Genomic DNA, 14,142 nt, shown 5'->3' on the forward strand with positions numbered 1-14,142 from the left:
TTAAAATTTTGAACCATAAAAATACATATTATTTGAAGCTTATGAGTACAAAAAAGAATAATGTTAGGTTTTAAAGTTATGTCGCACTAAGACTATGTATTAATCAACTAAAATGGTCAGTAAGTTTACTCCAGAAATAGGCAAAGTTTATTTTGTAAATGACTATTCCATGTATCAAATCCTATCTGGACATGGCAGTATTGAAGTAGATTTTAAAACGTATTTAGATTGGGAAGACAAGATTATTTTCCTCGAAAAAGGTCAATATATAAAGTTCTTATCTGAAGATTTTGAGGTAAGAAAATTTGTTTTCGATGATGAGATTATGTTTAGAAGTAAGGACGTAAGAGTACTTTTTAAACACCTAATTTCATTGGGATACATAAACTTCAAGGAATGTGAAGATTGTCACAGTTACCTCACTAATACCGTATTTAGCGATGCTACGAGCGATATTATAGATATGTCTTCAAAACAATGGTATTGGCAAAACCCTTTTCATGCTAATAAAGATGAATACCATTTAATTTTTGATGTTAAGGAGGTCATAGATACAGAATACAACAATAACCTTACTAATGATGATGTAGTCGCTTTGATTGGAGACAAAGGCTATAAAGGACAGGCGTTAGTTAAAAATAAAGTAGGATTGTCCGTAAAAAACTTATTGCTGAACAAACGCATTCTGGAAGGACAAAAACAGTTGGCATTTACAGATAAACCAGTTCAAGAAATTGCTGATGAACTTGGATATAACGATACAGCTTATTTCAATAAAATATTCAAAGTTAAATCTGGAGTTTCTCCTTTAAAATTCCGAAGCGATTTCGAATTTGATGAACGAGAAACATTTGTCCAGGATATCTTGGAGTTACTCAAAACATATCATACGTCTGAGCATCAATTAGGTTTCTACGCAGACAAGATGCATTTATCTGTCAAAGCCTTATCGAAGAAAGTCAAGACTAAACTGAACACATCATTAGGACAGTTGATCAGAGCAGAATTAATTCATACTGCAAAGCAAAAACTACTCGAAGGAGCTCAAGTTAATGACATAGCTTTTCAACTTGGGTTTGAAGAATCGAACCACTTCACTACATTTTTCAAAAAACATACAACATTCTCACCAACACAATTTAGAGAAGAAAAAGTACAATTATAAGCGTCTTTTTTGTAGCTAATTAGCCCTTATTCATTCAGAAATTTGCCTTGTAAATACAAATCAAGGTTTGTTTAATCTTAAAAATTAAAAAGAATGAATATTAAAAATTTAGTTACACAAATGGATGGCATAGTGGCACAAGGTGCTATAGTAGATGCTGTCAAACAATTTTTTGCAGACAATGCAACAACTTCAGATTTTGGAGGCGTAAAAACATCCAATAAGCAACAGATGGTTGAGAAAATGGAAGGCTTTGCTGGTGCTATCGCTGAAGTGAATGGTATTACTCACCATCACTCAATAGTTGATGGAAATGTATCAGCTTCTGAATTCACATTTGATTTTAAAATGAAGGATGGAAGTGATATTTATTGGCATGAAGTTATCCGTCGTATCTGGAATGCTGAAGGTAAGGTAATTCAAGAAGAATATTTTAACGCAAATTAAAACACAAGAAATAATGAAAAATATAATTAAAACAATGCTGTTGGTTATGACATTTATAACAGCAATAACGGTAGAAGCGCAAGATAAAAAAGCTAATAACATAGACAACAGTAATATTGCTTTACAAGGCTATAGTCCTGTGTCATATTTGGATTTAGGAATTGCTCAAAAAGGATTAAAGCAGTATAAGTCTGAACACAATAAGATTGTATACTATTTTACGTCTGAAGATCAGAAGAAAGCTTTTGATAGCAATCCAAACAAGTACTTACCTCAATATGGTGGTTACTGTGCTTTTGGTGTGTACGCAGGTGCAAAATTTAGACCAGACCCAAATAAATTCATTGTTGAAAACGGAAAGTACTTTTTGTTTTTATACAATATAGAATTGGATGCTCAGCAATTATGGTTAGCTGAAAATAACCATAAGAAATTAGTTGCTACTGCGAATAAGAACTGGTCAAAGTTGAAGAGTACTTATAACTAAAAGAGGAATTGTCTAAAAATCAAAAACCCTTTCAAGTTTGAAAGGGTTTTTATTTATCTTAATTCTGCGCCAAGCTTACTTTCAAAATTATTCTGAAGCTTGGACATGATTTTATCAATTTGCTTATCAGTTAGCGTTTTGCTTTCATCTTGAATGATAAAACTCACGGCATAACTCTTTTTGCCCTTTGGAAGATTCTTGCCTTGATAGACATCAAAAAGGTTTACATCTTTTAATAGCTGTTTCTCTGTCTGCTTAGCAATTGTATATATTTCTTCGAAAGATGTGTTGTCATCTAACAATAAGGCGAAGTCTCTGCGAACTTCAGGGTATTTAGAAATCTCATCAACCTTTACTGGTTTTCCACTAATAACCTTTATCACATTATCCCAATTGATATCTGCATACAATACTTCCTGATCTATATCAAAAGCTTTCAGAATAGATTTCTTTACCAAACCAAACTCCACAAGCCTAATCTTTCCAAAACCTAATGATAAGCCTTCACTAAACTGATCATTCTTTATTGGTGATGCTTTAGCATTATTGATGCCTAAGCGCTCCAATAATGCGATCAGTATACCTTTGAAGTAGAAGAAGTCTCCTTTTTTTGTCGCATCGTACCAACTTTCAGAAGCACGATTACCTGTAACTAATAACGATAGATGTTTGTATTCTTCGCGCTTTTCGTAGTTATGGTAGGTTTTCCCAAATTCGAACAGCTTAAGATCTTGCTGCTTTCTATTGATATTATGTGAGATGGCTTCTAAACCACTATACAACATGCTTTGCCTTAAAATTGCAAGATCGTTGCTCAAAGGATTTAGCATGGTAACATTATGTTCCGCCTTTAAGGATTCAGTCAGCTCAATATAATCTGGAGTCGTTAATGAGTTTGATAGGATTTCATTAAAACCTTGTGCAGCTAACTGATTTCCTACAACATTCTGAATATTGTGATCTTCAATCTTTGTTGAATAAGAGATAGATGCATTCAGTTTTTCAGTTGTGTTTATGTTATTGTATCCATATACACGTAAAACTTCCTCAATCACATCAGCTTCGCGCTGCACATCATTTCTGTATGCAGGAACTGTAAGCCCTAAGCCAGTTTCAGTAACATTATTCACCTTTATATCAAGAGAAGTCAAAATACCTTTTATAGTCTCTCTTGGAATTTCTTCTCCTATCAATTTCTTAGCGTTTTCAAAACTCAATCGTACCTGAAAATCTTCAATCTTGTTTGGATACATGTCTATGACATCACTAGTAATTTCTCCACCAGCTAATTCTTGAATGAGCAGTGCGCAACGTTTTAGAGCATATTCAGTAATGTTTGGATCGATACCACGTTCAAACCTAAACGATGCATCGGTATTGAGTCCATGACGTTTTGCAGTCTTTCTTACAGAAACAGGATCGAAATAAGCACTTTCTAAGAAAATATTGGTAGTCTCTTCAGTAACACCAGAATGTATGCCTCCAAAAACACCAGCGATGCACATTGGCTTCTCTGCATCACAAATCATAAGATCATCTTCATGCAATTCGCGTTCTACTTCATCTAAAGTGATAAACTTTGTACCGGCTTTTAGAGTTTTTACGACAACTTTGTTCCCAGAAATTTTTCTAGCATCAAAAGCGTGTAGAGGCTGTCCAAGTTCATGAAGTACATAATTCGTAGCATCGACAATATTGTTGATAGGAGAGAGGCCTATGGCTTTTAATCTATTCTGAAGCCAAGTAGGAGATTCTTCAACCTTAAGTCCAGAAATAGTAACACCGCAATAGCGTGGAGCTCTTTCTTTATCCTGTACATCGACATCAATCTTTAGCATTCTATTATCTGTGTGGAATGCACTAACTGAAGGCGTGATTAATTCGAGATTTGTTTCATGTTGAAGTAGCCCAGCTTTAAGGTCGCGAGCAACTCCAAAATGACTCATGGCATCAGCACGATTTGGAGTAAGACCAATTTCAAATACATGATCATTTTCAACATCAAAAATATCTGCTGCAGGAGTACCGACTTTAAGAGCATCGTCCAAGACCATAATACCATCATGTGATGATCCTAAGCCTAATTCATCCTCGGCACATATCATTCCATGGCTTTCTTCACCACGAATCTTACCCTTTTTTATCTTCCATGCTTCACCTTCTGGAGTATACAATGTAGTGCCTATAGTTGCTACAGGAACTTTTTGCCCTTTAGCTACATTTGGCGCACCACAAACGATATGTAGAGGAGATTCTCCTCCTACGTCTACAGTTGTAACTTTTAATTTATCTGCATTAGGATGTTTTTCACACGTTAAAACCTCTCCAACGACAATCCCTTCTAATCCGCCTTTTACAGATTGAAACGTCTCAATACCTTCTATCTCTAAACCAAGATCAGTTAGTAATTCTCCAGTTTTTTCAGCACTCCAGTCTGTGTTTATAAATTGCTTTAGCCAGTTATATGATATCTTCATTTGTTGTAAATAGCTTGAAACCGCAAAGATAGCAAACCTGTTTTCTTAATGAAATGTGATAATGCTTTTTTATGTAAGCTTTTTATTGTTATTTCGATTCATGTATAAAAATATAGATATGAGACTTTTTACAGCCCTTTTGGTATTTGTTCTTATCGTTGGATGCAAGCAGGATTTTTCGGAGACATTAAAACCTGGATCTTACCGTGTAATGATGGATCTTAGCGATAACCAAGTACTGCCATTTAATATTAGTGTTAAAGAGGGGAGTGTCATAAATATTTATAACGGAAAAGAAGTAATCACTACCGATTTAGTTACTTTTTTTAATGATTCTATAAAGATTAATTTCCCAGTTTATGAGGGCTACATTGTTGGAGCTTACAAAAATGGTAATATCACCGACGCGAAGTATATAAAGGAAAGCCTTAATAGAATTGTACCAGTTAGATTTATGTATGGGGAAAACAATAGATTTATAGATCGTTTGGAACCAAAAGTTGATGTTACTGGAGAATGGGAGATGAATTTTATTGAAGAAGATGGTTCTAGTTATACAGGTAAAGGAATTTTTGAACAAGTGGAGCATGGTATATTGCGAGGCACAATAAGAACTACTACTGGTGACTATAGATATTTAGATGGTGTAACATCGAAGGACAAAATTAAGCTGTCTACATTCGATGGAGCTCACGCTTTTTTATTCACAGGTAATGTTAAGGATTCAGTTTTGGAGGGTACGTTTTATTCTGGGAATCATTACAAGGCTAATTTTACTGCAACACGTAATGATAATTACGAATTACCAGATGCGAATAGCTTGACATACCTTAAAGAAGGATACGATAAGGTAGAATTTAGCTTTCCAGATGAAAATGGTACTATGGTGTCCTTGGAGGATGAACGTTTCAAGGATAAGGTAGTTTTGGTGCAAATTATGGGAACTTGGTGTCCAAATTGTTTGGATGAAAGCCGTTTCTATTCAGAATACTATCAGGAACATGCCAATGAAGATTTAGAAATCATAGCTTTAGCTTTTGAGTACGCCAAGACTGAAGAGAGAGCGATCAACAATATTAAACGATTACGAGAGCATACTGGGATTACATATCCTATTCTTTTGGCTCAGGTTGGGACATCGAGTAAGTCCAAGGCTAATGAAAAATTACCAATGCTAAATCATGTGCTTAGCTACCCAACAACCTTATTCATTGATAAAAAAGGAGAGGCTAGGAAAATCCATACAGGATTCAATGGTCCAGCTACTGGAAAAAAATATACCGAATTCGTTACCGAGTTTGAAAGCTTTGTAGACCAGTTACTCAAGGAATAAATGTTATTAAATAATTTGCTTGTAGGCTAGTGTAACTTTTCCTTGGCAATAATATTCTAAAAATTGCATTATGTTTGTAGAATAAAATTATTGTTATGAAGAGAATTTTTGCCCTTGTTTCATTCCTGTTTTTATTTACAGCAATTACTTGTGATGATGAGCCTTTAGATAACGGAATAGAGGCTAATAACCAAAATCCTGATGTTACTTGTGAGCAAGCAATATTGGATGTTGCTGATGCTGCTCTAGCATTTATAAACCTTACAGAAGATGATGAGAACTATACTGAACTCTGTTTGGATTACAGAGATGCATTAGAAGTACAACTTGCCGCATGTGGAGATTCAGAAGGCGCGATACAAGCTGCAATAGATGCTTTAGGAGATTGTGGTGATGATGGTAATGGGCAAACAGAAGTGGATATAGTTGGCACTTGGCAATTAACAGCCTGGATAGGTGAGGAGCCAATAGACTTAAATAACGACGGAACAGAGAATATTGACTTCTTACAGGAAATGGACTGTTATAACAATGAATTTTTAGAGTTCAATGCAGATGGTACTGGAGTTTCTACAAATAACTCTTATGCAGATATTCTTATAGAAGGAGAAATAGGAGATAATAATACAGTTGAGTTTTCAGTAGACTGTATCATAGAGTTTGAAGAATCCTCTTTTACTTGGGAAGAACAAAACGGAAATTATGTTCTTACAGTTAATGGCGACGCCCTTAATGCGACCAAAGATGGTAACGAACTTAGTATTTTTATTGAAAGCGGTTTTGTCGTTGTTGATAGTGAAGATTTAACAGTTACAATTACTCAAGACTTAACGTTTGTGTATACAAAACAGTAAAAAAATAGACACTTAAGAAAAGCCACTCAACCGAGTGGCTTTTTTGATTCATAAAAAATGTTAAGTTTGTATACGCTAAATCAATCTAAATCTATTATGAAAAAAATACTTTCGCTTTTTGCTTTTTTATTTCTATTCGTAGCAATAACCTGTGAAGATGAACCATTGGATGAGGGTATTGAGGGTAATCAACAGAATAATACGTCTTGCGAGCAGGCCACTTTAGATGTTGCAGATGCAGCACTTGCTTTTACCAACATAATAGATGGTAATTATACTGAACTATGTACGGATTATGTGAATGCTCTAGAGACTTTGATCGAAGCATGCGGAGACCCTGACGGTTCCATACAACAGGCTATTGATGCTTTAGGAGATTGTCAAGATCCAGAGACTTTTAATGATTGTGAAGCTGCTGAAAACGCAGCTAACCTTGCTCAAATTAATCTAGAGAATGCGCCAGATGAAGAATATGGAAACTTTTGTACAGTTTATATCGCAGCTCTAGAAAATCAGATTGCAGAATGTGGAGATGCAGATGGAAGTTTACAAGCCATTATTGATGGTTTGGGAGATTGTTCGAGTGTTCAAAACGATGATTGCGAAATGGCTACTCTAGGTGCAGAAACTGCACAAGCCGAATTAGAAAATGCGACAAGTGATACATATAATGCAATGTGCTCAGCTTATATAGCAGCACTACAAGAGCAAATTACGGCATGTGGAGATCCAAATGGAGACATACAAGCAATAATAGATGATTTAGGAAATTGTGAGGCTCCTACTGCCTATGAGATAGGAGATATTGGACCAGGTGGAGGATATGTTTTTCATGTAACTAACGGAGGTATGAATGGTCTAGAAATAGCACCGAGCTCTACTGAGTTTCAAACTCAATGGGGTTGCTATAATATGGCTATATCTGGAACATCGAGCGATGTAGGTTCGGGACAGGCTAACACAAATATTATCTTGGATTTCCACAATAACATCGATTTTTACAATAACCCAGAGCAATGTCAGGAATTTGTTAACCCGGTTGGTGTGATACAAAGTACAGGTGATGTCGCAGCTAAAAATTGTGACGATCTTGTTTTTGGAGGAAAGGATGATTGGTATTTACCTTCGATAGGAGAGCTTTCATTGGTTTATGATAATCTTGTAAGCCAAGGCCTAGGAGACATATCTGAAGGTGCATTTTGTAGCTCTACGGATGATGACTCCGAGGTTCGTAGAATGTGGGTAATCTTTTTTGAAGAAGGAAATACTACTACACTCTGGAAATATGATTTATGGGATTATCGAGCGATACGCTCCTTCTAAATATAAAAAGCCTCTCAATTCTGAGAGGCTTTTTTTGTAACCATGTTTTATGACAATTAATTACTAATGCTTCCTGAACCTGAAACTTTAGTGTCTTCTTTTTCTGGGTTTCCTTTATACTCTATATCTCCCGACCCAGAAACTCGGGCTTTAAGGCTTTTTCTGCTTACCACTTCTGCATCTCCAGAACCAGCAACAGAAACTACTGTATTATTTGCTTCTAGATTGAAACCATGAAAGTCTCCAGAACCTGCTACACGAGCGTCTAAATCGTTTGTGTTTCCTTTGAGTGTTAAATCTCCAGAACCAGAAACTGCTCCTTTAACTTTTTGTGTATTGATATCTAATATGACATCACCAGATCCTGCAAGAGCTACAACCAGGTCGTCAGATTTAATTACATCTTTATTGTAAAGATCTCCAGAACCCGATAGGGCTACAACACTGATATCCTTGAATGGGATAGTTACTTTGATAGTTTTGTTCCAGCTAGTCTTAAGATTCACATTATTCTTAGTCTTTACTATAAGTTTATTGTCTTTAACTTCAGTAATAATGTATTCTAATAGATTTTCTTCACCTTCAATGGTTAGCTTTCCTTCCTCACCTGCAACTAAGATATAGTCAAAAGAGCCAGCACACTTTACAGCGTCATAGTCACTTGTTGTTCTCGAAATAGTGGTCATATTACCATTTCCTTTGATTTTCTTTCCCCACAATTGTGCATATGATAAGCTTACACTGAGGATTGCAATTACTGCTAAGATTGGTTTTTTCATTACTGTTCGTTTTTTGTTGTTATATAATTATTTCTATCGTTGTTCAAATTTTACACTACCATATTCTGAATTGATCTTAACAGTGTTGCCAGAATTTGCATTTCCACGATACCCTTGGTAGTATTTACTGCTAGACTCTACACGCTTTTTATTAAACTGAAAACCTTCATAGCCTTTTAAACCAGCATACTCTAAATCAATCTCGAAACTGAAGTTGTAGCCAGGATCGTATCCAATTTTTATGCCAGCATAGTCAGACTGAATAGAGATATCTCCTGCATTTGGTCCCATTCTGCCAATAACAATAGAACCGTAATCAGCTTTCACTTCTACATCATCATATACTTCGTCAAGTCTCAAGCTCAAATAGTCTCCATTTCCAGAAATACTGTTTAGTTTACCAATAGACATGGTATTATAGTCACAGTTATAGGTTATATCTTCTGCGATTTCTATAGTAGACTTAGTGTAATCTGCATTTATATCTAAGTCCTTGGCTTTTGCAATAGTATAGCTGCTGTAATCTGCATTAATAGAGGCAGTATTTACATATTCGAAATAGCAGTTATTGGTATAATCAAAAGTAAGTTTGTTGTTTTCTGCCATTAACTCTTGTGTGGTGATTTTTCCATAGTCACAGTTGATTTCTGCTCTACCTTCTAATTTTTCAAGATCAATGCTACCATAGTCATTATTAAGGTTAACATTATTGGACATCGGCATTTTTACAACGTAGTTGATCTCCATTTTTACCTTATTCTTCTTACTCCATTTCCACCAAGAATTAGAATTTTTCTTATTGAACATCGTTTCTGCAGCTACCCAGTCGTTCGATGCAGAAAACTTAACATCGATGTCATCAAGGCGTTCTTGGACCTTCTCTTCATCATTCCCATTAGTTTTGATGAAGACTTCAACAACAATTCTGTTTTCGTCCCAAGTATTAATGTCTAAGTTGCCATAAGCGTTATCCACTTTGAATGTTGCATTAGAGCTAACATTAAACTCTTTTTTAATGGTTTTTTCTTTAGTATGCTTTCCGTTCCACTTATCTGGGTTTGTATTTGCAACCGATAAGCCAGGAATTAACAATAGCACTAAGGCTAATCTATATAGTAATGTTGCTTTCATTGCTTATTTCTTTTGAAGTTTTAGTTTGTTCTATATAATTAAGTACGGTTTGTAATAATTCGATACGATTTTGAAAGTTTGTAATCATAGCATAAATAACACGTCTATCATTTCCACTTTCCGTTAGGTCGATTTTTAATTTTTCATAATCATTTTCGAGTCTAGAGATACGATCCATAGCATCGTTAATAATCAACTCTGTTTCTGGAGTACGCTCAGCCTCTAACTTTGCAATTTCACTGTTTAAAGTAACTGTGAAAAAATCTTGAGTCTTAGAATATTCTGGTGAGATACTCGCTAGGTCTACAACTTCGGGATCCTGATTAAAAACCCCAAATAATCCTAAGCATATAACTAAGCTTGCAGCTACAGCTAATAGTGGTCTCCAATACGTTTTTGATGATGAAGTCGTTGTATTGTTATCACTTTCAAGCTTCATCAAGAATCGTGCTTCATGACCATCGTTTGGTATCTCGATATCAAACTCGTTTTGTAAGTTATCAAACATAGTTTCGATTGTATCTTTGTTCATGTTCTTATATTTAACCAGTTGGCTCTAATTTTCGTCTTAATCTATCTTTTGCTCTAGAAATCATTGTTCTGCAATTCGCATAACTAATGTTCATTATTTCACAGATTTCTTCATAATCATAACCTTCAATTAGATGAAGTGATAATCCAATTCTGTAGTTGTCTTTCAATAGGTTCATACTATCCAAAATCTGCTTTGCTTTAACTGAGGTAAAATCCTTATTATCGCTAGCATTTTCTTCTCTTTCATCTTCTACCTTATACAGTACGTCATCTATCGGAACAGTATAGCTCTTTTTGTTATAGTCGAGGATACTATTGTTGACCACTATTCGTTTTAACCATGATCCAAATGTCGATATTTCTTTAAGCGTATCTAATTTGGTAAATGCTGTCAAGAACGAATCTTGCATAATATCCTCAGCTTTATAACTGTCCTTTACAATTCTAAAGGCTGTGTTATACATTGCCTTGTAATAGCGCTTGTAGATTTCCATTTGTGCACGTTGGTCACCTAGTTTACAAGACGATAATAACTGTTCTATATTTTGATTGGTTGTGGTCAAAAAAACAAATGTTTATTCTAAAGAGAGGTTATACGATTCATTGTTACACTTTTAATAAAAAAACTTTGGGTCTGCATATGGAGAATTGGCACAACAATTGAAATTATATAAAGGTAATCAACTTGAAACAATGCGTAACTTGTTGATTTTCAGATTAAATTTGAAAAAAGTAAAATTTTGAAACCCTTAAGTTCTGTTATTTTGATGACAGAATGACCTAAAAATATTATGGCAAAATCTAAATTTAAAATGCTTGACAGTTTGTCATTACAGGATTTTGATGAAAATTCAGAATTAATTCCTTTAATGACTCCCGAAGATGAAGCTGAAATAAATAACGAAGTTCTTCCCGAAGCACTTCCTATCCTTCCTTTACGAAATACAGTATTATTTCCTGGTGTAGTTATTCCTATTACAGCAGGTAGAGATACATCGATAAAACTGATTAATGACGCTAATAAAGGCAGTAAAGTTATTGGAGTAGTTGCTCAGAAGGATGAAAGTGTAGAAGATCCTACAAAGAAAGATATCTATAAAACAGGAACTGTAGCTAGGATTCTTAAGGTATTAAAGATGCCAGATGGAAATACTACTGTAATCATTCAAGGTAAGAAACGATTCCAGATTGATGAAGTCATCGCTGAGAAACCTTATCTGAATGCTACCATCAAAGATGTCCCTGAAGAAAAGCCTGCCCCTGATAATGAAGAGTTTGGAGCCATTATAGATTCTATTAAGGATATGGCACTGCAAATTATTACAGACAGTCCAAACATTCCAACAGAAGCTTCCTTTGCAATTAAGAACATAGAAAGTAATTCATTCTTAGTGAATTTCGTGTCTTCAAACATGAATTTATCAGTTAAAGATAAACAAGAATTACTTGAAGTTAATGATCTTAAAAACAGGGCTTTAAAAACTCTAAAATACATGAATTTAGAGTTGCAAAAGTTAGAGCTAAAGAATGATATTCAGTCTAAGGTGCAAAGTGATTTAAATCAGCAGCAACGTGAATATTTCTTGCATCAACAGATGAAACAAATTCAAGAAGAACTTGGAGGCGGTGTATCTTCTGGTGAAGAGATCGAAGATATGCGCGCTCGTGCTAAAGACAAACAATGGGACGATAAAGTTGCAGAACATTTCAATAAAGAATTGGCCAAAATGCAACGCATGAATCCACAAGTTGCTGAGTATTCTATACAACGTAATTACTTAGACTTGTTTCTGGATTTACCTTGGAATGAATTTAGCGAAGATCAATTCGACTTGAAACGCGCTAAAGATATTCTAGATCGCGACCATTATGGACTAGATGATGTTAAACGTCGTATTATAGAATACCTAGCTGTATTAAAGCTTAGAAACGACATGAAATCTCCAATTCTTTGCCTTTATGGACCTCCAGGAGTTGGTAAAACCTCTTTAGGAAAGTCCATTGCAGAAGCGTTAGGTAGAGAATATGTGCGTATGTCTTTAGGAGGCTTGAGAGATGAAGCAGAAATTAGAGGGCATCGTAAGACTTATATAGGTGCTATGCCTGGGCGAATTCTTCAAAGCCTTAAAAAAGCTGGAACATCAAACCCAGTTTTTGTGCTCGATGAAATAGATAAATTGTCTAATAGTCACCAAGGCGATCCATCTTCAGCAATGCTAGAAGTATTAGATCCTGAACAAAACAGTGAATTCTACGATAACTTCTTAGAGATGGGATTCGATTTATCGAAGGTGATGTTCATTGCGACTTCAAATAGTCTCAATACCATTCAGCCAGCATTAAGAGATCGTATGGAGATTATTAATGTAACAGGATATACCATTGAAGAAAAAGTAGAGATTGCTAAGCGACACCTGCTTCCAAAGCAATTAAGCGAGCATGGTTTAGATGAAAAGGCTTTAAAAATAGCAAAGCCTCAACTAGAGCGTATCGTTGAAGGATATACCAGAGAATCTGGAGTTAGAGGCCTAGAGAAGCAACTCGCAAAAATGGTGAGATATGCTGCCAAGAACATTGCGATGGAAGAAGATTATAATGTCAAAGTGGATAACGAAGATATTATCGAAGTCCTTGGAGCGCCAAGATTAGAACGAGACAAATATGAAAACAATCATGTTGCTGGAGTAGTCACAGGTTTGGCATGGACTAGAGTAGGAGGCGATATTTTGTTTATAGAATCAATTCTTTCAAAAGGAAAAGGAAACCTCACGATTACAGGAAATCTAGGCAAGGTAATGAAAGAATCTGCTACTATAGCCATGGAGTATATCAAAGCTAATGCGGATAATTTTGGTATAGATGCAGAAGTTTTTGAGAAGTACAATGTACATATTCATGTTCCAGAAGGTGCTACACCAAAAGATGGTCCTAGTGCTGGAGTTACAATGCTTACCTCTTTAGTATCGTTGTTCACACAACGAAAAGTAAAGAAAAGCTTAGCCATGACCGGGGAAATTACACTTAGGGGAAAAGTTTTGCCTGTAGGCGGTATCAAAGAAAAGATTCTTGCTGCCAAGCGTGCGAAGATCAAAGAAATCTTGTTGTCTAAAGAGAATAAGAGAGATATTGATGAAATTAAACCAGAATATCTAACTGGGTTAACATTCCACTATGTTTCAGATATGAGTGAAGTGCTAGATATAGCCATCACGAATCAGAAGGTTAAAAATGCTAAAAAGCTATAATTATAAGCCTCGGTACTGCCGAGGCTTTTATTTAGAACTTCTTTGATTTATTTTTAGTCGAGGCGCTTAACTTTTATTCTATTGTTTGGCTTCTCAAAATGAATTCGTCAAAAAGTATTTGTTCATTTTGCTCTTCAAGCGACATTTCAGATAACTTTAAATCGCTCATTCCTCTCGGAGAATAAAAAAATGTTTTCCAAATGGGCCTGTGCTTTATAAAAAGGTGTTTCCCTCCGAATTCATCATGTATGTAAATTCCAACCCAGAATTTCAACAGTATTAAAATTATAGTTACCAATATCAATATTCTGATTTTTCTTTTCAATTCGTGAGCTTTATCAAATGTATATTATGGTGTGAGTAGTTA

Annotated in this window: 13 protein-coding genes; 7 read left to right on the forward strand and 6 right to left on the reverse strand. The window is 35.1% G+C overall.

The window, feature by feature from the left end; all coding sequences use genetic code 11:
• Positions 1-112: 112 nt before the first annotated feature.
• From NCE97_RS08775 to NCE97_RS08785, 3 genes are all read left to right on the forward strand, one after another.
• Entirely contained in the window at positions 113-1,165 is a 1,053-nt protein-coding gene (locus NCE97_RS08775; RefSeq protein ID WP_353778672.1) for a helix-turn-helix domain-containing protein, read from the forward strand.
• 93 nt (positions 1,166-1,258) lie between these two features.
• Positions 1,259-1,612 carry a hypothetical protein gene (locus NCE97_RS08780; protein ID WP_353778673.1) on the forward strand — a complete coding sequence of 118 codons (354 nt, stop codon included), beginning with the start codon at positions 1,259-1,261 and terminating at the stop codon, positions 1,610-1,612.
• 13 nt (positions 1,613-1,625) lie between these two features.
• Positions 1,626-2,099, forward strand: coding sequence for a YHS domain-containing (seleno)protein (locus NCE97_RS08785; RefSeq protein ID WP_353778674.1), 474 nt, complete (start codon positions 1,626-1,628; stop codon positions 2,097-2,099).
• Positions 2,100-2,152: 53 nt separating this feature from the next.
• Here the strand turns inward: NCE97_RS08785 and pheT are convergent, their stop codons facing one another.
• Entirely contained in the window at positions 2,153-4,576 is a 2,424-nt protein-coding gene (gene pheT, locus NCE97_RS08790; RefSeq protein ID WP_353778675.1) for a phenylalanine--tRNA ligase subunit beta, read from the reverse strand.
• Positions 4,577-4,694: 118 nt separating this feature from the next.
• On the opposite strand from pheT, the gene NCE97_RS08795 reads away from it, so the two are divergent.
• The 3 genes from NCE97_RS08795 (at position 4,695) to NCE97_RS08805 (ending at position 8,086) form a co-directional block, all read left to right on the forward strand.
• Positions 4,695-5,909: a TlpA disulfide reductase family protein gene (locus NCE97_RS08795; RefSeq protein ID WP_353778676.1), complete on the forward strand. Its 1,215-nt coding sequence runs from the start codon at positions 4,695-4,697 to the stop codon at positions 5,907-5,909.
• 95 nt (positions 5,910-6,004) lie between these two features.
• The gene (locus NCE97_RS08800; protein WP_353778677.1) at positions 6,005-6,763 is read left to right on the forward strand and encodes a DUF5004 domain-containing protein; all 759 of its coding nucleotides are present in this window, start codon (positions 6,005-6,007) and stop codon (positions 6,761-6,763) included.
• Between the two features lie 96 nt (positions 6,764-6,859).
• Positions 6,860-8,086, forward strand: coding sequence for an Lcl C-terminal domain-containing protein (locus NCE97_RS08805; RefSeq protein ID WP_353778678.1), 1,227 nt, complete (start codon positions 6,860-6,862; stop codon positions 8,084-8,086).
• A gap of 56 nt (positions 8,087-8,142) precedes the next feature.
• Here the strand turns inward: NCE97_RS08805 and NCE97_RS08810 are convergent, their stop codons facing one another.
• Genes NCE97_RS08810 through NCE97_RS08825 form a run of 4 tightly spaced genes read right to left on the reverse strand, consistent with a single transcriptional unit; the run spans position 8,143 to position 11,093 of the window.
• Positions 8,143-8,865 carry a head GIN domain-containing protein gene (locus tag NCE97_RS08810; protein ID WP_353778679.1) on the reverse strand — a complete coding sequence of 241 codons (723 nt, stop codon included), beginning with the start codon at positions 8,863-8,865 and terminating at the stop codon, positions 8,143-8,145.
• A 33-nt stretch (positions 8,866-8,898) separates the two neighbouring features.
• Positions 8,899-9,996 (reverse strand): hypothetical protein, encoded by a 1,098-nt coding sequence (locus tag NCE97_RS08815; protein ID WP_353778681.1) that lies wholly within the window; start codon positions 9,994-9,996, stop codon positions 8,899-8,901.
• Positions 9,974-10,528 carry a hypothetical protein gene (locus NCE97_RS08820; RefSeq protein WP_353778682.1) on the reverse strand — a complete coding sequence of 185 codons (555 nt, stop codon included), beginning with the start codon at positions 10,526-10,528 and terminating at the stop codon, positions 9,974-9,976. Before NCE97_RS08820 ends, NCE97_RS08815 begins: the two co-directional genes overlap by 23 nt.
• Before the next feature lie 10 nt (positions 10,529-10,538).
• Positions 10,539-11,093, reverse strand: coding sequence for an RNA polymerase sigma factor (locus NCE97_RS08825; protein WP_353778684.1), 555 nt, complete (start codon positions 11,091-11,093; stop codon positions 10,539-10,541).
• Positions 11,094-11,321: 228 nt separating this feature from the next.
• Between NCE97_RS08825 and lon the strand changes: the two genes are divergently transcribed.
• Entirely contained in the window at positions 11,322-13,775 is a 2,454-nt protein-coding gene (gene lon, locus NCE97_RS08830) for an endopeptidase La (RefSeq protein ID WP_353778685.1), read from the forward strand.
• Positions 13,776-13,848: 73 nt separating this feature from the next.
• Here the strand turns inward: lon and NCE97_RS08835 are convergent, their stop codons facing one another.
• Positions 13,849-14,100, reverse strand: a complete 252-nt coding sequence (locus NCE97_RS08835) for a hypothetical protein (protein ID WP_353778686.1) — start codon at positions 14,098-14,100, stop codon at positions 13,849-13,851.
• Positions 14,101-14,142: the final 42 nt, after the last annotated feature.

This window comes from Winogradskyella sp. 3972H.M.0a.05, from assembly GCF_040493455.1.
Lineage (GTDB): Bacteria > Bacteroidota > Bacteroidia > Flavobacteriales > Flavobacteriaceae > Microcosmobacter.